The sequence below is a fragment of the Microbacterium sp. MMO-56 genome, from assembly GCF_037146215.1.
Taxonomy (GTDB): Bacteria; Actinomycetota; Actinomycetes; order Actinomycetales; family Microbacteriaceae; genus Microbacterium.
This window is the reverse complement of record NZ_JBBCVW010000002.1, coordinates 323,057-342,104: the sequence shown is the minus strand read 5'-3', so window position 1 is coordinate 342,104 and position 19,048 is coordinate 323,057. Positions and strand designations below refer to the sequence as shown.

The 19,048-nt window shown below is 69.6% G+C and carries 18 protein-coding genes and 1 tRNA gene; 6 read left to right on the top strand and 13 right to left on the bottom strand.

The genetic code is table 11. The annotated features are described in order from the left end of the window. Positions 1–588 precede the first annotated feature (588 nt). Entirely contained in the window at positions 589–1,938 is a 1,350-nt protein-coding gene (locus tag WFI00_RS03275; RefSeq protein ID WP_336631136.1) for a hypothetical protein, read from the top strand. 387 nt (positions 1,939–2,325) lie between these two features. Beyond that, positions 2,326–2,619: a hypothetical protein gene (locus WFI00_RS03270; protein WP_336631135.1), complete on the top strand. Its 294-nt coding sequence runs from the start codon at positions 2,326–2,328 to the stop codon at positions 2,617–2,619. Between the two features lie 143 nt (positions 2,620–2,762). Here the strand turns inward: WFI00_RS03270 and WFI00_RS03265 are convergent, their stop codons facing one another. The 10 genes from WFI00_RS03265 to WFI00_RS03220 form a co-directional block, all read right to left on the bottom strand. Further along, entirely contained in the window at positions 2,763–3,092 is a 330-nt protein-coding gene (locus tag WFI00_RS03265; RefSeq protein ID WP_336631134.1) for a hypothetical protein, read from the bottom strand. 122 nt (positions 3,093–3,214) lie between these two features. Next, entirely contained in the window at positions 3,215–3,343 is a 129-nt protein-coding gene (locus WFI00_RS03260) for a hypothetical protein (RefSeq protein ID WP_336631133.1), read from the bottom strand. 59 nt (positions 3,344–3,402) lie between these two features. Continuing rightward, positions 3,403–4,017 carry a DUF2510 domain-containing protein gene (locus tag WFI00_RS03255; protein ID WP_336631132.1) on the bottom strand — a complete coding sequence of 205 codons (615 nt, stop codon included), beginning with the start codon at positions 4,015–4,017 and terminating at the stop codon, positions 3,403–3,405. Further along, a complete protein-coding gene (locus WFI00_RS03250; RefSeq protein WP_336631131.1) occupies positions 4,014–4,595 on the bottom strand; it encodes an isochorismatase family protein in 582 nt (193 codons plus the stop codon). Before WFI00_RS03250 ends, WFI00_RS03255 begins: the two co-directional genes overlap by 4 nt. Positions 4,596–4,638: 43 nt before the next feature. Further along, positions 4,639–6,882 carry an MMPL family transporter gene (locus WFI00_RS03245; protein ID WP_336631130.1) on the bottom strand — a complete coding sequence of 748 codons (2,244 nt, stop codon included), beginning with the start codon at positions 6,880–6,882 and terminating at the stop codon, positions 4,639–4,641. 51 nt (positions 6,883–6,933) lie between these two features. Beyond that, positions 6,934–7,329 (bottom strand): hypothetical protein, encoded by a 396-nt coding sequence (locus WFI00_RS03240; protein WP_336631129.1) that lies wholly within the window; start codon positions 7,327–7,329, stop codon positions 6,934–6,936. Between the two features lie 94 nt (positions 7,330–7,423). Then, complete coding sequence (locus WFI00_RS03235; RefSeq protein ID WP_336631128.1) at positions 7,424–7,702, bottom strand: HPr family phosphocarrier protein; 279 nt, start codon at positions 7,700–7,702, stop codon at positions 7,424–7,426. Further along, a complete protein-coding gene (locus tag WFI00_RS03230) occupies positions 7,695–8,603 on the bottom strand; it encodes a PRD domain-containing protein (RefSeq protein WP_336631127.1) in 909 nt (302 codons plus the stop codon). Before WFI00_RS03230 ends, WFI00_RS03235 begins: the two co-directional genes overlap by 8 nt. Before the next feature lie 9 nt (positions 8,604–8,612). After that, positions 8,613–10,097, bottom strand: coding sequence for a glycoside hydrolase family 1 protein (locus tag WFI00_RS03225; protein ID WP_336631126.1), 1,485 nt, complete (start codon positions 10,095–10,097; stop codon positions 8,613–8,615). Position 10,098: 1 nt separating this feature from the next. Beyond that, the gene (locus WFI00_RS03220; RefSeq protein ID WP_336631125.1) at positions 10,099–12,048 is read right to left on the bottom strand and encodes a glucose PTS transporter subunit IIA; all 1,950 of its coding nucleotides are present in this window, start codon (positions 12,046–12,048) and stop codon (positions 10,099–10,101) included. 356 nt (positions 12,049–12,404) lie between these two features. Between WFI00_RS03220 and WFI00_RS03215 the strand changes: the two genes are divergently transcribed. After that, the gene (locus tag WFI00_RS03215) at positions 12,405–13,196 is read left to right on the top strand and encodes a histidine phosphatase family protein (RefSeq protein WP_336631124.1); all 792 of its coding nucleotides are present in this window, start codon (positions 12,405–12,407) and stop codon (positions 13,194–13,196) included. 57 nt (positions 13,197–13,253) lie between these two features. Here the strand turns inward: WFI00_RS03215 and WFI00_RS03210 are convergent. Next, positions 13,254–13,329, bottom strand: a tRNA-Thr gene (locus tag WFI00_RS03210). A 219-nt stretch (positions 13,330–13,548) separates the two neighbouring features. Between WFI00_RS03210 and WFI00_RS03205 the strand changes: the two genes are divergently transcribed. The 3 genes from WFI00_RS03205 to WFI00_RS03195 all read left to right on the top strand — a co-directional run bounded on the left by WFI00_RS03205 (position 13,549) and on the right by WFI00_RS03195 (position 16,202). Next, complete coding sequence (locus WFI00_RS03205) at positions 13,549–14,448, top strand: MetQ/NlpA family ABC transporter substrate-binding protein (RefSeq protein WP_336631123.1); 900 nt, start codon at positions 13,549–13,551, stop codon at positions 14,446–14,448. Positions 14,449–14,515: 67 nt separating this feature from the next. Further along, positions 14,516–15,550: a methionine ABC transporter ATP-binding protein gene (locus WFI00_RS03200; RefSeq protein ID WP_336631122.1), complete on the top strand. Its 1,035-nt coding sequence runs from the start codon at positions 14,516–14,518 to the stop codon at positions 15,548–15,550. Further along, positions 15,543–16,202: a methionine ABC transporter permease gene (locus WFI00_RS03195; RefSeq protein WP_336631121.1), complete on the top strand. Its 660-nt coding sequence runs from the start codon at positions 15,543–15,545 to the stop codon at positions 16,200–16,202. Before WFI00_RS03200 ends, WFI00_RS03195 begins: the two co-directional genes overlap by 8 nt. Before the next feature lie 42 nt (positions 16,203–16,244). Here the strand turns inward: WFI00_RS03195 and WFI00_RS03190 are convergent, their stop codons facing one another. Together WFI00_RS03190 and WFI00_RS03185 are read right to left on the bottom strand one after the other, a co-directional pair. Further along, positions 16,245–17,807, bottom strand: a complete 1,563-nt coding sequence (locus tag WFI00_RS03190) for an alpha/beta hydrolase (RefSeq protein WP_336631120.1) — start codon at positions 17,805–17,807, stop codon at positions 16,245–16,247. Further along, the gene (locus WFI00_RS03185) at positions 17,804–19,015 is read right to left on the bottom strand and encodes a DNA polymerase III subunit delta' (protein ID WP_336631119.1); all 1,212 of its coding nucleotides are present in this window, start codon (positions 19,013–19,015) and stop codon (positions 17,804–17,806) included. The genes WFI00_RS03190 and WFI00_RS03185 overlap by 4 nt, the downstream gene beginning before the upstream one ends. Positions 19,016–19,048 lie beyond the last annotated feature (33 nt).

Genomic DNA, 19,048 nt, shown 5'->3' with positions numbered 1-19,048 from the left:
GAGTGTGACGCTTCCTGCTGTTCGTCATGATCTGACCAGTCTCCCTGCCCGGACCCCCGGGCAACAGGACGACTCACACAACCACCGGACCTACCGAACGGGGTCAGCCCAGACGGACTTGGACCAAAGCCACCGGCTCTCTCTCTACTCGGCGGGCTTGCGTCCACCCCTGTCGCCACCCTCCCCAAGCTCTCGTTCGAGGTTGATCTCCAGTCGCGATCCGCCCCCAGCAACGGCGCTCTCCCGACACCCTGCTGATCATCGCCGAACACCTGCTTTCATACCTGTGGAGTGACCGCACCCCGCAATGGAGAGGGTGCGCTCGAACGGATGGCTTTCACGGGGCGAGATCTCTCGTCCCGTGTTGTGAAGAAGTCAGCGCCGGCAGAGTCGCACGGGGGATAGCGATCGTGGACGCGCCTCCATCACCGGATGCAGTAGTCGACGGTGTTCCGACGTCGCACCCAGTCAGCGCAGGGCCAGCAGCCCTGCTCAGTCCCCGCAGTGGTCCCCCGCGGAGCGGTGTGCCGATGTAGATATATTCGTCTCAGCACCATCATCTCGCGTGCGATGACCCGAGGAGAGTACATGCGCACGCATAAGGCATTGGCCGCCCTGACCGGCATGGTTGTCTGGGGCGTCCTCATCGCCACGGCTTACGCTTCGCCCGCGTACGCAGGAGTGGATCTGGATCGTCCGGTTGTGACGGCGGCGTCGCGAGCCAGCGCAGCGACGGTGAGCAGTGGCGACACGGTGAAGTTCAGATGGACGGTCGAGGAAGCGAGCGCACTCACGGTCGTGGAGTTCTGGGTGTACGGACCCCAGGACCGGATCTTCAGAGCTCGCGAAGACAGCTCGTCGATCACCCGTTCGGGCTCCACCCTGTCGGGAACCTCTTCGATCACGGTGGATGCGAAGACGTGGCCGGCCGGAGACTACCGCGTCGACTTCATAGCTCTTCAAGATGACGCCGGCAACAGCACCGACACCCGCTACAACGGCGGGCCACCGCTGAAGAAACTCACATTCGCAGTCACCGGCACCAAGGTTGATCTGGATCGTCCGGTTGTGACGGCGGCGTCGCGAGCCAGCGCAGCGACGGTGAGCAGTGGCGACACGGTGAAGTTCAGATGGACGGTCGAGGAAGCGAGCGCACTCACGGTCGTGGAGTTCTGGGTGTACGGACCCCAGGACCGGATCTTCAGAGCTCGCGAAGACAGCTCGTCGATCACCCGTTCGGGCTCCACCCTGTCGGGAACCTCTTCGATCACGGTGGATGCGAAGACGTGGCCGGCCGGAGACTACCGCGTCGACTTCATAGCTCTTCAAGATGACGCCGGCAACAGCACCGACACCCGCTACAACGGCGGGCCACCGCTGAAGAAACTCACATTCGCAGTCACCGAGCGAGTCTCCGGATCGCGGCCGGCCATCACCGGCACCGCACGGCTCGGTGCGACGCTGAGAGCAGTTCCCGGCACATGGATGTCGGGAACGACTCTGTCCTATCAGTGGTTCTCCAGGCAGAAGGCGATCGTCGGAGCGACGAAAGCGACCTACGTGCTCGCGCCGAGTGACGTGGGAGCGACGGTCACCGTGCGCGTGACCGGAACCAAGTCGGGGTATGCGTCCCGCCTCGAAACATCTGCTCCAAGCAGCACCGTCGCGCCCGGCGTGCTGTCCGCGGGCTCACCATCGATTTCAGGAACGGCGAAAGTCGGGGCAACGCTGATCGCCAAGACGGGTACGTGGACGTCGGGCTCCAAGTTCACTTACCAGTGGTACGCGGACGCAATGAAGATTCGAAAAGCGACCGGCTCTACACTGAAGCTCACGTCCAGCCACGCCGGCAAGAGGATCTCTGTGAAGGTGACGGGCGCGAATACCGGGTACACGACGACATCGAAAACCTCATCGAAGACGGAAAGAGTCAGATAGAGTCTGCCGCCGGAGCGCTTGCGACTCGAAGGCTGAATCCCCGGCTGAGTCCGAACCTCACGAGTTTCACCATCGCGCTATTCGGCCGCGCCGTGATCGAACGGACGCCGGCTACGAGCGGCGCCGGAAGATCCGCTTGGCCCACCCGGCGGTACTGATCGCGTTCTCGACGGTGCCACCGGCCAGGTAGCCGGCCGCGAGACCGGAGAATCCGGCGTAGCACGTGTCGCAGAGCGTTCGGGTGGAGGTCCGGTGTCCGTCTCCTCGGACCCGCTGCCGACACTGGTCGCATCTGGTCGCCATGACTCCAGGCTCGCATCCCGCGGGCGTCGTTTCAACGGTGCGCATGCCCCGCGAGCTGCCGACAGGACGAGGCAGACTGGGCGCATGATCTACAAGCTCATGAACGACTACTCCGCCGGTTGGCCGTTCTGGGGCGGGCGCGACATCGGGCTCTGTGCGGATGACGATCCGATCCTTCCGGCGGAGCTCGCCGCCGAGTGCCGCCGCTGGGCCGCGCAGTTCAACCAAGATTTCGACGTCGAACACGGGTGGCCGACGGCGCGGATCGCGGCCGAGCACGAAGCGTGGGGCGGGCGACTCTACGACGCGGTGCGTCGAGCCCTGCCCGATGACGAGGTCACGTTCCACTACTGGGAGCGCGCGCATCGCGCGGACTGAGTATCCCCTTCGGCGAGCGACCTCATCCGACAAAGAGAAAGCCCCGACCGTTACCACACGGCCGGGGCGAGACGAATGAGAAGTCCGCCTATCCCCACCAGGATAGCGCACTCAGCGAGGGCATGCCCCGGCGAGCCGATGGATCAGGAACCGCCGCCCGACGTGCCGCCGCCCCCACCGAGCCCCGGCGTCACCGGCAGGTCCGCGGATGACGGGGAACCCTTGACGAATGGACGCGGGATCGTGTCGGAGGACCCACCCTCTCCGAGGGTCGACGCGCCATCGGTGTCCGACCATCCTCGCGTGCCGCGTCCCCGACGGATCGACAACGCCACGAGAAGGCCGACGATGACGCCGACGACGATACCCAGCACCGGCGTGCTCCACATCCCGAGCGGAATGCCGATGATCGCCCCGAGCCCCGCACCGGAGACCCACGCGACGAGTTCTGATCGAATCCTGTGCGTGCCCATCCAGCGAGACTAACCTCCAGAGCGGGACACGAACAGGGCCCCCGTGGTCGACGCGCGCACCGTGCACCGGACGGCGGTATCCCTGGTCTGCACGCTCGGGCGCACCGGCAACGCTCCCGCTCCTACTCCGATTCGCCGCGGGATGCTCGGTCGTCGAGCTCTTTCAGCCGCGCGAGCTTCTTCCAGGGGACGAAGGCTATCCACGCCACGGAGGCGATCGAGGCACCCATGATCATCGAGGAGATGTCCATGCCTCGACGCTAGGCGCCACGGCGGCTCGGCACCTCCCCCACGAGGCGGAGTTCCCCCCTCAGGAGTAGAGACCGGCCATCCGCGTCATCATCGTCCCGATCATGGAGAACGTCCACGCGAACGTGAGGATGTAGCCGGCCACGGTGACACCGATCCACGCCCAGAGGGGCGGCCACCCTCCGGATTCCGTCCGGCGCTTCAGCACGACGGCGCGACCGATCATGTAGACGGCAGCACCGGCGCCCAGGAGCGCGAAGAACGACCACGCCCATGAGAACGGCGTCGGCACGCCACGCCTGCGCAGTTCGCGCCAATCGAGCCACGCCATGACGATGTACGCGCCCATCGCCGCCCAGCTGATCAGCGAGATCCCGAGGATGTGCATCTGCCACTGGACGATGCCCGCGACCGCGGAGCCGGGCTCGGTCTGCATCCGGACCATCGAGTCCATGTAGCCGTTCCAGTCGATGAGGAACACGACGGCGAACGGCAGCGCCGACGCGACGACCGCTAGCCACACCCACACAGTGTTGGTGTCGGCGCGGACGGGCGCGGGCGGCGGAACCCACGCGGAGGGGGTCGGCGCGGCGGGCGCCGCCCACTGCGTGCCGTCCCACCAGCGCTGAGTCGCCGGGTTCTGCGGATCGGGGTACCACCCCGCCGGCGCGCTCACGCGGCACCCACCAGCTCGGCGCCGGCGTGGGCCAGCTCGGCGAGCGCGCGTTCGGACGTCTCCGGCGCGACACCGGCGACGAGTTCCGTCAGGATCCGGACGTGGACGCCGTGCTCGACGGCATCCCATGCGGAGGCACGCACGCAGTGATCGGTGGCGAGGCCGACGACATCCACCTCGGTGACGCCGTGCGCGACGAGGATGTCGGACACCCGCTCGCCGTCCTCGGTCGTGCCCTCGAAGAGGGAGTACGCCGCGACGCCCTGTCCCTTCTTGACGTGGTGGGTGACCGCATCCGTCTCGAAGGCGGGGTCGTACTCGGCGCCGGTCGTTTCGGCGACGCAGTGCACGGGCCAGGTCTCGACGAAGTCCGGGGCGCCGTCGAGGGCGATGTGTCCGTCGTTGTCGGACTCGGCGTGGTGCCAGTCGCGCGAGGCGACGATGACCGCGTAGTCGTCCGCATGGGCGGCGAGATGCGCGGTGATACCGGCCGCGACCGCATCACCTCCCGCCACCCCGAGCGCGCCGCCCTCGGTGAAATCGTTCTGAACGTCGACGATGAACAGTGCCCTACTCATACCTCGAGCGTACGCCGCCGTCCCTCGCGCGCCCAGGCCCGGGTCAGCTCCGGACGCGCTGCCGGGGACGATCCCGCGGCGCAGCGACGGCCTCCGGCGAGCGGGAGAGTCGGGACGGCCACCAGATCGCGCGCCCGATGTCGTAGGCGAGGGCCGGGACCAGGAGCGAGCGGACGACGAAGGTGTCCAGCAGCACGCCGAAGGCGACGATGAAGGCGAGCTGGGCGAGAAACAGGATCGGGATGACGCCCAGCGCGGCGAAGGTCGCCGCGAGCACGAGCCCGGCCGAGGTGATCACTCCCCCGGTGGCGACGAGTCCGCGCAGGATGCCGGCGCGCGTCCCGTGCCGGAGCGACTCCTCGCGCACGCGTGACATCAGGAAGATGTTGTAGTCGACCCCGAGTGCGACGAGGAAGACGAAGCCGTACAGGGGCACGGCGGGGTCGGCCCCGGGGAAGTCCAGCAGGTTGTCGAACACCAGCGCGCTGACGCCCAGCGCGGCGCCGAACGAGAGGATGACGCTCAGGATCAGCAGCACGGGCGCCACCACGGCGCGCAGCAGCAGCATGAGGATCACGAGGATGACGGCGAGGATCACCGGGATGATCACCGACCGGTCGCGGATGGAGGTCTCGTTGGTGTCCAGATCGATCGCGGTCGGGCCTCCCACGAGAACGCTCCCCTCCCCCGGCGTCGCCGCGAAGGAGGCGCGCAGGTCGCGGACGGTGTCCTCGGCGGCGAGGGAGTCCGCCTCGTCGCTCAGGGTCGCGACGAGCAGGACATCGCCGTCGACGACGGTCGGCTGCGGCGTCGAGGAGCCGGGAGGTCCGGCGGCGGTGAACACGGGTGCACCGTCCTGCAGCGCGACTCCGACCTGACCCGACGCGGAGTCCCGCGCGACGGCGGCGACGGTGTCGACACCGGATGCCTGCTCGAGCACCCCGACGGTGGCGACGAGGTCCGCCTCGGGCGTGATCACGTACGCAGGACTCCCGGACCCCGCGGCGAAGTGTGCGGCGAGCACGTCCTGGCCGTCGCGCGCCTCGGATGCACCGAGCACGAGGTCGCTCTGCGGCACGCCGTCCGCCTTCAGCTGGAGCACACCGACGGACGCGGCGAGGAGGACGACCGTCGTGACGATCCACACGGGTCGGGCGTGACGGGCGATGAGGCGCGCCTGACGGGCCCAGAACCCGCGCACCGGCGCGTGCGGGTCGGCGACGAGCTTCTCCGCAGCGTCCCCGGGGTCTCCCGCGGCGCCGGGCTTCGGGATGAACGGCCAGAACGCGGCGCGACCGAAGAGGGCGAGGAGCGCGGGCAGGAAGCTGAGGGCCGACAGCACGGCGAACGCGATGCCGATCGAGGCGATGGGCCCGAGGGCGCGGTTGGTCGCGAGGTCGCTCAGCAGAAGGCACAGCAGACCCGCGATGACGGTGCCGCCGGAGGCGAGGATCGGCTCGAACGCTCCGCGCCACGCCGTCGTGGTGGCATCCCATCGTGGGCGCCCCTGCCCGATCGCCTCACGGAAGCGCGCGACGTAGAGCAGCGCATAGTCGGTCGCGGCGCCGATCACGAGGATGAACAGGATGCCCTGGACCTGCCCGTTGAGCACGAACACGCCCGCCTTGGCGAGCCACCACACGGTGAGCAGGGCGACGCACAGCGCGAAGGTGGAGGTGAGCAGCACCAGAACGGGCAGAAGAGGTGAGCGATAGACGATCACGAGGATGATGAACACCGCCCCCAGTGCGACGCCGAGGAGCAGGCCGTCGATCCCGAGGAACCCCGCGACCAGGTCGGCGGTGAAGCCGGCCGGCCCCGTGACCCACCCTCTGAGGCCGGAGGGGAGGTCGTCGGCGATCACGGAGCGCACCTCCGCGACGGTGTCGCCGACATCGCCGGAGGTCTCGATCGGCACGAACAGCTGAACGGCCTCGCCGTCGTCGGAGGGGATCGGCGGCGACACCTCCCCGACGCCGTCGACGCGCCCGATGGCCGCCGAGAGATCACCCACGGCGGCGAGCTGCGTGTCGCTCAGCGCCCCGTCGCCGGAGACCACGACGACGGCGGGGATGGTGTCACCGCCGGTGAACTCCGACAGGCGCTCCTGCACCTGGGTCGCCTCGGCGGACGACGGGAGGAAGCTCGACTGGTCGTTCGTCGCGACCTCGTCGATCTTCCCGAAGTACGGGCCGCCGATCGATCCGCCGACCAGCCAGATCAGGACGAGGACGATCGGGATGCCGATGCGCAGCCAGCGGGTGGGGGTGTCGACTCGGGAAGACATATAGCTAGCTTATCTAGCAACTAGAGAAGCGCGCAATATGTTGAGGACGGTTCATCCGCCCGCGAAGTAACGCACCCAGCCCGCGACGGCGCAGAGGACGCCGAGAGCGAGGAGGCCGGCACCGGACAGCATGATCATGCGCAGGCCGGGCGACCGCGGCGTGAGTCGCATCCGCCCGGTCCAGCCGTGGCGGTACCAGATCGTGCTCGTGTCGCGTCCGTCGAGCGCGGCCGCGTCGGCGACGGACGCCACCGCACTGTTCGCATCGCCGTCGCCGTCGAACCAGCGCACGACGGTCTCCCCCGCGTCGCGGTCGACGACGGCATCGGCGGGAAGCCACGTGCCGTCCGCCGCCCAGACGATCACGGCGACCACTCCCAGGACCGCCGCGCCGCCGAACCCGACCCACACGAACACCTCGAGCAGGGTGTCGATCACGTGCTCCACCGCGACGAGGCCTCCGGTCGGTCGGTCAGGACGGGGCGACGACGGATGCTCCGCCGCGCACCGCCACGCTATCCCACGATGCCGGGGGCGCCCCTCACGCTGCGTCGTGGTCGCGCGACAGGAAGTCCGCCATGCGTGCGACGATCCGCTCGCCTCCCGGGGCGTCGCAGCGCAGTCGCACCTCGTCGCCCCGCGCGAGGTCGAGCAGGAGGAGCTCCATCGTGCTGGCCGCGTCGCACCATTCCGGCGCGCCCTCTCCCGCGCGAGCGAGACGGACGGGCGCGCCGAGCGACGCCGCGTAGGCGGCCGCGAGCGCCGCGGGCCGCGTGTGCAGACCCCGGTGCGACCCGATCCGGGCGCGCGCCTCAGCCATCGCGAGGCTCGGGCGCGTCGGGTGTTCCGGCGGGGCCGGGCGTTGCGGAAGCGCCGCGCGCCGGGGTCGTCAGCCGCACGATGTGGAGCGTCAGCAGCAGCACCTCCTCCTCGCTCAGCGGACCGCCGAAGCGATCGGTCACGAGCCGCGCCATGCGCTGCGCAGCCCGATGCTCCGCGGCATGCTCGACCGCAAGCGGCGCGAGGAAGGCGCCGAGCCCCTGGGACCCGGTGTCGGTGGCCGTCCGCCGGGCGAGCAGGTGCAGCAGATGGCTCGCGAACCGCGCCACGGCGTGCGCGTGCGCCTCCCCGTCGACGCGCACGCCGAGCTCGTCCTCGACCACTGCGACGGCGCGACCGATGACATCCGTGATGTCCATCGCGGCCGCGACCGACTCGGTGCCGAGCTCCGCATTCACGACGTGCAGACCGATCGGGACGGCTTCGACCTCGGGCAGGCGCACGCCCGCGATCCGCTCGATCGTGGCCACCGCTTCGCGGCCGAAGGCGACCTCCGCCGGGTAGAAGGCCGCAGCCTCCCACCGCAGCGGGTAGTCGATCGCGATCCCGGCGCGCACCCGGTCGATCGCCCCGTCCAGGTGGTCGGCGAGCGGGACGATGAGCCGATCGACGATCGGCGCGCCGAACCGCTCGCCGGCCTCCTCCGCGATCGTGATCGCGAGGTCCACGTGCGCGAGGGGGAGCTCCGCGATCCGCCGGGCGAGGCGGTCGGCGCGCTCGCTGTCCGTGCTGACGAAGAGGCGGTGGACCTTCTCGGGGTCCACCACCCCTCCCACGGGGACGAGGAAGGCGATGCCGCGGCCGATCGCGACATACTCCTCCCCCGCCTCGTCGGTGCAGAGCACGACGTTGTTGTTGAGCACCTTGTGGACGGAGAGCATGACGGCCTTCTAGTCGATGGCGCTCAGGAAAGCACCTCGCGACGCGATGACGCGACGGTACCACTCGAACGAGTCCTTCCTCGTCCGCGCGAGCGTGCCGTGACCCTCGTCGTCCTGGTCGACGTGGATGAAGCCGTAGCGCTTGGTCATCTGCGACGTGGAGCAGCTGACCAGGTCGATCGGGCCCCACCACGTGTATCCGCGCACATCCGCACCGTCCTCGATCGCCTCGCGCACCTGCTCGAGGTGCTTGCGGAGGTAGTCGATGCGGTAGTCGTCGCGGATGCGGCCGTCGGCATCCACCTCGTCGCGCGCGCCGAGGCCGTTCTCGACGACGTACAGCGGCTTGCCGTAGCGCCCCCACAGCTTGAGCAGCGCGATCCGCAGGCCGACCGGGTCGACCGGCCATCCCCACGCGGAGAGCTCGAGGTGCGGGTTCTTCAGCTTGCTGACGAGGCTGCCCGAGATCTCGTCCGCGTCGGGACGGTCCTCGGCGAGGTACGTCATGTAGTAGCTGATCGAGATGAAGTCGGCCGTGCCGGCGCGGAGGATCTCGGCGTCCTCGGGGGCCGTCTCGATGTGGACGCCCTTCTCCCGCAGGTAGCGCGTCATGTAGGTCGGGTACTCCCCGCGCACCTGGACGTCGGGGTAGAAGAGATTGAGGTTGTCCTCGTGCGTGGCGCGCAGGACGTCCTCGGGCTTGCTGGAGGCCGCATAGGTCTCCAGGCGGCAGATCATGCAGCCGATCTGCGCGTCGGGCATCAGCTCGTGCCCGAGCGCCACGACCTTCGCGGCGGCGACGAACTGGTGGTGGGTCGCCTGGTAGGCGGCCTGCAGTTCGTGGCCGGCGACGCGGTCGGGGAAGACCCCCGCGCCCGTGTAGATGCTCGTCAGGTTCATGTTCATCTCGTTGAAGGTGATCCACAGCTTCACCTTCGACGCGTAGCGCTCGAACACGGTGCGGGCGAAACGCTCGAACAGGTCGATCGTCTCGCGGCTGAGCCATCCGTCCAGGCGCCGGCTGATCTCGATCGGCATCTCGTAGTGCGAGAGCGTCACGAGCGGCTGGATGCCGCGGGCGAGCAGCTCGTCGAAGACGGCGTCGTAGAAGGCCAGACCCTCCTCGTTGGGCTCCGTCTCGAAGCCGGTCGGGAAGATGCGCGCCCACGAGATCGACATCCGGAACAGCTGGAAGCCCATCTCGGCGAACAGGGCGATGTCCTCGCGGTAGCGGTGGTAGAAGTCGATGCCGCGCCGCTTCGGGTAATCGGTGCCCTCCGGGTCGCGGCCGGCGAGCGACTCCTCCACCTGGGTCGAGGTCGCGTCGAACGTGAAGTCGGCGATCGCACCGTCGGGGCCCGGGGCGACGAAGCGGGCGAAGTCGGACGTCGAGAGTCCCTTGCCTCCCTCTTCCGCCGCGCCTTCGATCTGGTTGGCGGCGGTCGCGCCGCCGAACAGGAAGTGGTCGGGGAAGGACGTCGGTGTGGTGGTCATGTCAGTTCTCCTTCTGGGTGGTGAGGGTGGGTGCGCCGACGGCCAGGAGCGGCGCGCCGGCCGGGAGGATGCCGTCGTCGAACGCCGCGAGCGGTTCCGCGCCCCCGGCGAGCGCCGCGTTGGTGATGACGATCGGGGTGAGCATGCTGACCCCGGTCGCCGCGACCGCGTCGCGGTCGAAGCTGATGAGCGGCTGGCCCGCGTCGACACGATCCCCCTGGGAGACGTGGGCGGTGAACGTGCCGATCGGCAGCCTCACGGTGTCGATGCCGACGTGCACCAGCACCTCGACCCCGCCGTCTGTGGTGATCGCCACGGCGTGCGCCGTCGGGGTGAGCGCCTCGACGACCCCGGAGGCGGGGGCGAAGACGGTCCCCCCGGACGGGGAGATCGCGATACCGGGCCCGAGGAGCCCACTGGCGAAGGTGTCGTCGGGCACGCTCTCGAGGGGCACCACGACACCGTCGATCGGGTTCGCGATCTGCGCGAGGTCTCGCCCGGTCGCGGGGACGGCGTGCGCCGTGGATGCCGCGGCGGTCGCGACGGGCTCGCGGACGAAGAGCAGGGTCAGCACGAACGCGACGGTGAACGAGATGCCGATCGAGACGAAGGCGTGGGTGATGTTCATGGGATCGTCCGCCTGCACGTAGAGCGGGAGCGAGGCGAGGCCCGGCACCGCGAACCCGTAGGACTTCAGCGCGAACAGTCCGGCGTACGCGCCCCCGACGGCCCCTCCGATCAGGGTGAAGAAGAAGGGGCGCTTCAGCCGGAGGTTCACGCCGAAGATGGCGGGCTCGGTGATCCCGAGGGACGCGGGGAAGGCGGTCGACAGCGCCAGGGCACGCAGCGAACGCACCCGGATCGCGACGGCGAGGGTCGCACCGACCGTAGCGAGGTTGGCGACGAGGTTGAAGGGCAGCAGGATGAGGTCGTAGCCGCGGGTGGACAGCGACTGCAGCGTCGTCGGGAAGAACGCGTAGTGCATGCCCGTGATCACGATGAGCGGCATGAGTCCGCCCAGGGCGATGCCGGCGAACAGTCCGCCGTTGTCCATCAGCCAGTTCGCCCCCTCGCTGAGATAGACGCCGAGGTAGCTGCCCAGCGGGGCGAGGGCGATGAGCGTGACGGGGAGGGCGATCAGGAGCGTCAGCACCGGGACGACCACGATCTTGATCGCCGCCGGGATCACGCGGCCGAGCAGCGCCGCGATCTTCCCGAGGAGGTAGACGCCGAGGATGGCCGGGACGACGGAGCTCGTGTAGCTGACGAGCGGGATCGGCAGACCCAGGAACGTCAGGGCGGACGGGCCGCCGTCGGCGACGGCCGCCGCGCCCGCCACGATCGTCGGGTACAGCAGCGCCGCGGGGACGGCGAGCGCCAGCGACATGTCCACCGAGAAGCGCCGCGCACTCGAGGCTGCGACGAGGAAGGGCAGGAAGTAGAACGGCGCGTCGGCGATCAGCCCGAGCACCTGATCCAGATCCGAGCCGGCGGTGACCCAGCCGAGCTGCGCCGCGAGGGCGATGAGTCCCTTCAGCAGGCCCGCACCGACGATCGCCGGAAGGATCGGGGTGAAGATGCCCGAGAGCGTCTCGAACAGGAGGTTGATCAGGCGACGCGGCGAGAACCGGCCGCGCTGCTTCTCGCCGGTGCCCGTCGCGCTGCCGTCGCCTGCGGCGGATCCGAGCAGCGGCTCGAGAGAGGCGAACTGGGCGGCGACGTCGGTGCCGATGATCACCTGCAGCTGGTCGCCGCTGAACTGCGCACCCGCGACCGGGGCGCGACGGAGGGCGTCGAGATCGACCTTGTCGCGATCGACGACGTCGAAGCGCAGGCGGGTGATGCAGTGCCACGCGCGCGTCACGTTCTGCGCTCCCCCGACGGCGTCGAGGATCTCCCGCGACGCGGCGTCGCGGCGGGCGGCTGCTGAGGGGCTCGGTGAGCCGGTCATCGTTGACCTCCTGGTCGGTTTTGGGCAACAAAAAAACCTGAGGTCGACGTCCGCTTCGATGAAGCATGACGACGAACTCAGGTTCCGCCCGAAATGAATCGGTAACGCCCTGTGGGTCGTGTGATCACCATACACCTTCGCGCCACGGGCGCAAGGCGGCCCGCGGTGGGGGCTCCTCGTCGACCTCGGTGCCGGCTGTGCTACGGTCGGCCTGCGCGTCACCGGCGACGGCGTCTCATCCCCGTGAGAAGACCCGGCCCCGGGCGTCAGCTCCTCGGCTCGGAGTCTGTCTCTGCCTCTCGGCAGCGACGGTCGCGAGCCTTTCCAGCCGACGCTCCGGAAAGGGAGACCCGCACATGAACGAATCACGCGCCTATCGGAAGGCCATCGCCGCCACGCTCACCACGCTGATGGTGGCCGTCCTGGCCGGGTGCTCGTCGATCGCCGCCCCCGCCTCCGCCGACGCTGCGGACACCGCGGTCACCATCCATCTCACGCGTCACGGACAGACGTGGTTCAATCTGCTCGACCGCGTGCAGGGCTGGTCGGACTCTCCCCTCACCGATGCCGGGCGGGAGAGCGCCACGACCCTGGGGCAGCGTCTCCAGGCCTCGGGGATCGTCTTCGATGCCGCGTACGCGGGGGACATGACGCGGCACCGCGACACGGCGAGCCTGATCCTCGACGCCATGGGCTCGTCACTCGTCGCCTCGCCGGACGACAGTCTGCGGGAGATGTCCTTCGGCGGGTTCGAGGGCGGCCCGAACGGTGACATGGTCTCCGCCGTGCTGCGGAACCGGGGTTACGACACCATCGACCAGCTCTTCCCCGACGGGCGGATCGACAAGCTCACCCTCTCCGCGGAGATCTCGGCGGCGAACCCGAGGCCGGAGACCACGGCGGAGACGCCCGAGCAGGTCGCGACTCGCGCCGTCGACGCTCTGACGAGGATCGCGCGTGCCGAGAAGAGAGAGACGGAGCCCAGGGACGTGCTCGTCGTCTCGAGCGGACTGACGATCCTGTGCGTGCTCGACGCCCTGGGCGGCTCGACCGAGGAGGACATCCAGAACGGCTCGGTCACGACTCTGGTCTACGACGGAGAGTCGTGGACCGTGGGGACGGTGAACGACACCGGCTCCCGGAGCTGACGAGTCCGTCGGACCCCGCGGGAACGGGAAAGGCCCCGTCCGGACGGACGGGGCCTGTGGAGCCGCCCAAGGGAATCGAACCCTTGACCTTTTCATTACGAGTGAAATGCTCTGCCGACTGAGCTAGGGCGGCGTGCGACGCGGACGTCATGCACGATCAACGATCCTACATCGTCCGCGGGCCCGCCGCGAACCGCGCGAGGTCCGACGGCGCGCGTCCTCGTGTTACGCACCGATTCGGACACCGACGCACGGGCCGCTTAGCCTCGAGAAGGCACCGCGATGAGGCGAGCGCGGGTCGCCTGACCCCTTCCCGCGCTGCGCGGCGCCCCGACCCACAAGGAGCACCACCATGTCCGTGAAGAAGTCCCTGGCAGCACTCGCGCTCGCCCTCCCCATCGCTCTGCTGGTCAGCGCATGCGCATCCGGCTCCACCCAGCCCGGCTCGACGGATGCGGCGACCGACAGCCCCGTCCGCATCGGCGTCGTCGGCGCGGGCGACCCCTACTGGCAGACCTACACGGATGCGGCGGCCGCCGAGGGCATCCCGGTCGAGATCGTCAACTTCGACTCGTACGACCAGCCCAACCCCGCCCTCTCGGCCGGCGAGCTGGACCTCAACCAGTTCCAGCACATCATCTACCTCGCCACCTACAACGTGAAGGCCGGTGACGACCTCGTGCCGATCGGCGCGACCGCGATCTACCCGCTGGGCCTGTACTCCACCAAGTACAAGGCCGTCGCCGACATCCCCTCCGGCGAGACGATCGCCGTGCCGAACGACGAGTCCAACCAGGCGCGCGCGCTGCTCGTCCTCCAGTCGGCGGGACTCATCTCGCTCAAGGACGGCGGGTCGATCTTCTCCACCGTCGCCGACATCGAGTCCGGCTCCAAGGTGAAGGTCGAGGCGGTCGCCGCCGACTTCACCGCCTCCTCGCTCCCCGACTTCGCCGGCGCGGTCGTCAACAACGACTTCGTCGAGAAGTCCGGTCTCGGCAAGGACCAGCTGCTCGCACAGGACGACCCGTCGGACGCGGCGTCGTTCCCGTACATCAACATCTTCGCCGCGAAGGCCGAGGATGCGGACAACCCCACCTACCAGAAGCTCGTCAAGATCTACCAGGAGACGAAGGACGTCCAGGACGGCGTCCTGAAGGCCTCCGGCGGCACCGCCGTCCTCGTCACGACGCCGGTCGACGACCTGCTCGCCTCGCTGAAGAAGACCGAGGACCAGATCCGCGCCCAGCAGTGACCACCGGCGGATGCGGCCCGTTCTCGCGAGCGGGCCGCATCCGCACGTCCACGAAGGAGCACGCCGCATGAGCTTCATCCGCCTGTCCGAGGTGACCAAGACCTTCCCGCCCGCCGCCAAGGGCGCCGAGCCCGTCGTCGCCGTCGACCGTGTCTCGCTCGAGATCGCCGCGGGCGAGATCTGCGGCATCATCGGATACTCCGGCGCCGGCAAGTCCACCGTGCTGCGGCTGGTCAATGCGCTCGAGACGCCGACCTCTGGATCGGTGGAGATCGACGGCGCCGACATCACCCGGTTCGGCGAGCGAGACCTTCGGCGCCTGCGCGGCGACATCGGCATGATCTTCCAGCAGTTCAACCTGTTCGACTCCCGCACCGTCGCGGGCAACGTGGCGTACCCGCTCGAGGTCGCAGGGCGCTCGCGCGACGAGATCCGCGCCCGCGTCGACGAACTGCTGGACTTCGTCGGCCTCACCGGCAAGGCGAAGAACTACCCGGAGCAGCTCTCCGGCGGCCAGAAGCAGCGCGTCGGCATCGCCCGGGCGCTCGCCACGAGCCCGCGCATCCTCCTCGCCGACGAGGCGACGAGCGCTCTCGACCCCGACACGACGCAGGAGGTGCTGGCCCTGCTCCGACGCGTCAACGCCGAGCTCGGCATCACGATCCTCGTCATCACCCACGAGATGGACGTCATCCGCACCCTCGCCGATCGCGTCGTCGTCATGGAGCACGGCCGCGTCATCGAGAGCGGGCCCGTCTTCGACATCCTCTCGTCGCCGCGTCACGCCGCCACGGCGCGCTTCGTCGCGAGCATCATCGAAGACGTCCCCACCGGCGACGACCTGGCGACCCTCCGCGCCCGGCATCCCGGGCGGATCGTGACCCTGGACGTGCGCGAAGGCGCCGCGCAGTCCGACGTCTTCGCGGCGCTCAGCGCGCACGGCGTGCGCTTCGAGGTCGTGCACGGCGGCATCAACGACATCCGCGGGCGCGTCTTCGGGCACCTGACGCTCGCGCTGACCGGTGAGCCGGATGCCGTGGAACGTGCCGTCGCCGCCGCGTCCGCATTCGCACCGCTGACGGAGGAGGACCCCCGTGGATAGGCTCATCACCCTGCTCCCGCAGCTGTGGGAGGCGACGCTCGAGACCCTCTACGTCGCCACGGCGGCCCTCGTCCTCGGCGGTCTCGGCGGTCTCGTCCTCGGCATGGCGCTCTACGCCACGCGACCGGGGAGCCTCTTCCCGAACCGCATCGTCTTCGGCGTCCTGAACGTCATCGTCAACACGTTCCGGCCGATCCCGTTCATCATCCTTCTCGCCGCGGTGCAGCCCCTCGCCCGCGGCATCGGCATCCCCGGGATCGGACTGCCGTTCGCCGTGTTCGCGATCACGATCGCGTCGCTGTTCGCGATCAGCCGGATCGTGGAGCAGAACCTCCTCACCGTCCGCCCCGGCGTCATCGAGGCCGCCCGCGCCGCGGGAGCCAGCAGATCGCGGATCCTCTTCCGGCTGATCCCGCGCGAATCCCTCGGCCCGCTCGTCCTCGGCTACACCTTCGTCGTCGTGGCGCTGGTCGACATGACCGCGATGGCGGGCGCGGTCGCCGCCGGCGGCCTGGGCGAGTTCGCGATCAACTACGGGTTCAAGCAGTTCAACCCGACGGTGACATGGGCGGCGGTGCTGGTGATCATCGTGATCGTGCAGCTGGTGCAGTTCCTCGGCAACGGTCTCGCGCGCCGCATCCTTCGCCGCTGAGCACGGCCCACGGAGGAGCACGGAGCCCGCGGACCGCGGCTCTCACTGCGCGCAGGTGAGCCCGTCCTGCGGCACCGTGCCGTCCAGGAAGTAGGCCTCGACGGCGTCGTCGACGCACGCGTTGCCCTTGTTGTACCCGGTGTGCCCCTCGCCCTCGCGCGTCACCAGCACGCCCGACGACAGCTGATCGGCAAGCGACACGGACCACTCGTACGGAGTCGCCGGATCGTTCGTCGTGCCGACCACGACGATGGGGGCGGCGCCGTCGGCCGTGATGCGCTCACGCACACCGGTCGGCGGGTACGGCCAACTCTCGCACACGTCGGCCCCGTCCCAGTACGGCGCGACGGTGGGCGCCTTCTGGGCGATGAGGGCCTTCGAGGCATCCTGGTCCGCCTGCGACGAGTCGACGGGGTAGTCCATGCAGTTGTAGGCCCGGAACGCCTCGGTCGAGTTGTCGCGGTACACCCCCGCCCCCTCGCGTGCGTAGTAGAAGTCCGCGAGCGCGAAGGCGGTGTCGGCGTTGCCGGACAGCGCATCCGACAGTGCGCGCGAGAGGTATGTCCAGCTGTCCTGTGAGTAGAGGGCGGCGATGATCGCCGTCATGAGCGAGTCGGCGCCGAGCTTGCGCCCGTCGGAGGCCGTGAGCGGCTTCGCGTCCACGCTCGCGAGCAACGTGGCGAGGTCTGCCATCCCCTGATCCGTCGTTCCTGTGAAGGGGCAGTTCCGGCCCGTGAGGCAGGCGGTCATGTACGCGCGCAGGGCCGACTCGAAGCCGATCGCCTGGGTGGTGCTCACGTCCAGCCCGGACACCGACGGGTCGATCGCGCCGTCCAGCACGAGACGGCCGACGCGCTCGGGGAACAGCTTCGCGTAGGTGGCCCCCAGGAACGTGCCGTACGAGTAGCCGAGGTAGGTGAGGGTGCGATCGCCCAGCACGGCCCGCAGCAGATCCATGTCGCGTGCGGCGTTGTCGGTCGTGATGTAGGAGAGGATCCCGTCGGAGTTGTCCTCGCACGCCGCGGCGAAGTCCTCGTTGCGCTCGGTCAGCTCGGCGCGCCAGCCGTCGGTGCCCCGGGGGTCGGCGGGGATGTCGAAGAGATAGGCGTCCATCTGGTCGCCGTCGAGGCACCGGACCGCCGTGGAGCGGCCGACACCCCGCGGGTCGAAGCCGATCACGTCGTAGCTATCGAGAAGTGCGGAGCCGACGGCGAACGAGGCCGAATCGGCGATGAGGTCGTAGCCGCTGGCGCCGGGGCCGCCGGGATTGGTCAGCAGGGATCCGATGGCGTCGCCGTCACCGGCCGCTCGCCGGATGACGGCGAGGTCGATCGCCCCCGTGTCCGGGTCGGTCCAGTCCAGCGGAGCGGTCACGGTGGTGCAGTCGTAGCTCCCGGAGTCCGCTCCCGAACAGGTCGACCAGTCCAGGGTCTGGGCGTAGAACTCCTCGAAGCCCGCCGGTGCACCGTCGGTCTCGGGCGCACGGCTCGGTGCCGGCGACGACGCCGACTCGGGCGGGATGGCGGTGTAGAGGCATCCGGAGAGAGCCGTCGCGGCGACGGCGAGCGTGGCCACGGCGAGCAGGGTGCGGCGAAGACGGTTCACGGGGTCCTTCCACTCGCGACCGTCACGAGCATGCTCTCCAGGGCGAGCGCCGGGGCGGCGTTGCCGTGGAGGTTCGTGCGGGTCGCGGAGATCTGGTCGAGCACGGTGAGGGTTCGGTCCGGCGTCCAGGCCGCGGCGAGCGCCGCGATCTCGGACGAGAGCTCACGATTGATGAGGTCGTCGCCCTGGCCGAACTGCAGCATGAGGGTGTCGCGGAACAGGGATTCGAGATCGGTGAGGACCCGATCGATGCCGTCGCGCAGGCTCCGGGTGGCGCGTCGCTTCTGATCGTCCTCGAGGGCGCTGAGCTGGCCGCGCACCGCCGGGGGCACGGCGGTTCCGGGCGCGATGCCGAGTGTGCGCAGCAGCGCCTCGCGTTCCTGCTCGTCCCGTTCGGCGGTGAGCGCCTTGGCGTCGTCCGTGGCCAGCTGCACGATCCGCGCGGCCGTCTCCACGGCGGTGGCGACCCCCCGCACGGCCAGGACGCCTCGGAGTGTCTCCTCCCTCCGCGCGCGGGCATCGGCGTCGGTCGCGAGGCGGACCGCCATGCCGATGTGGCGCTGGGCGAGCCTCGCCGACTGCTCCGCAGTCGCCTCGTCGACACCGGTGCGGCGGGTGATGAGGCGGGCGACGTCGGCGACGTCGGGCTCGCGCAGCCGGAGCGACCGCACGCGCGACCGGATCGTCGGCAGGAGGTCGGCCTCGCTGGGCGCGCAGAGGATCCACACCGTCCGCTCCGGCGGCTCCTCGAGCGCCTTCAGGAGCACGTTCGAGGTGCGCTCGACCATGCGGTCGGCGTCTTCCATCACGATCACGCGGTACCGCCCCAGCGACGGCGAGAAGTACGAGCGCTCGACGAGGGCTCGGGCATCCTTGATCGTGATGATGACGCCCTCGGTGCGCAGCGCCGTGAGGTCGGGATGTGTTCCGGCGAGGACCTGCCGCATCGCGGCGTGGTCGCCGGGTTCGGCGATGAGGGCCGCGGCGAACGCGGCGGCCAGCGTCGAGCGGCCGGAGCCGGCCGGGCCGGTGATGAGCCACGCGTGCGCCAGCTGACCGGGATCGGCGGCGGCGGCGCGTAGCTGGCGGAGGGCATCGTCCTGACCCCAGACCTCGCCCCAGGGGAGCTCGAGGTCGGCCTCGTCATCACGCGGCGTCCTGGCGTTCCGGGCGCCGTCGCCCGCGGTGACCCCCGCTTCCGCCATCATGCCCCCAGCCTACGTGCCCGCACCGACACCTCC

Excerpts from the sequence above, each read along its gene's own strand:
- WFI00_RS03275 (WP_336631136.1), top strand. The coding sequence starts at position 589 with ATGCGCACGCATAAGGCATTGGCCGCCCTGACCGGCATGGTTGTCTGG.
- WFI00_RS03270 (WP_336631135.1), top strand. The coding sequence starts at position 2,326 with ATGATCTACAAGCTCATGAACGACTACTCCGCCGGTTGGCCGTTCTGG.
- WFI00_RS03265 (WP_336631134.1), bottom strand. The coding sequence starts at position 3,092 with ATGGGCACGCACAGGATTCGATCAGAACTCGTCGCGTGGGTCTCCGGT.
- WFI00_RS03260 (WP_336631133.1), bottom strand. The coding sequence starts at position 3,343 with ATGGACATCTCCTCGATGATCATGGGTGCCTCGATCGCCTCCGTGGCG.
- WFI00_RS03250 (WP_336631131.1), bottom strand. The coding sequence starts at position 4,595 with ATGAGTAGGGCACTGTTCATCGTCGACGTTCAGAACGATTTCACCGAG.
- WFI00_RS03245 (WP_336631130.1), bottom strand. The coding sequence starts at position 6,882 with ATGTCTTCCCGAGTCGACACCCCCACCCGCTGGCTGCGCATCGGCATC.
- WFI00_RS03235 (WP_336631128.1), bottom strand. The coding sequence starts at position 7,702 with ATGGCTGAGGCGCGCGCCCGGATCGGGTCGCACCGGGGTCTGCACACG.
- WFI00_RS03230 (WP_336631127.1), bottom strand. The coding sequence starts at position 8,603 with ATGCTCTCCGTCCACAAGGTGCTCAACAACAACGTCGTGCTCTGCACC.
- WFI00_RS03225 (WP_336631126.1), bottom strand. The coding sequence starts at position 10,097 with ATGACCACCACACCGACGTCCTTCCCCGACCACTTCCTGTTCGGCGGC.
- WFI00_RS03220 (WP_336631125.1), bottom strand. The coding sequence starts at position 12,048 with ATGACCGGCTCACCGAGCCCCTCAGCAGCCGCCCGCCGCGACGCCGCG.
- WFI00_RS03215 (WP_336631124.1), top strand. The coding sequence starts at position 12,405 with ATGAACGAATCACGCGCCTATCGGAAGGCCATCGCCGCCACGCTCACC.
- WFI00_RS03205 (WP_336631123.1), top strand. The coding sequence starts at position 13,549 with ATGTCCGTGAAGAAGTCCCTGGCAGCACTCGCGCTCGCCCTCCCCATC.
- WFI00_RS03200 (WP_336631122.1), top strand. The coding sequence starts at position 14,516 with ATGAGCTTCATCCGCCTGTCCGAGGTGACCAAGACCTTCCCGCCCGCC.
- WFI00_RS03185 (WP_336631119.1), bottom strand. The coding sequence starts at position 19,015 with ATGATGGCGGAAGCGGGGGTCACCGCGGGCGACGGCGCCCGGAACGCC.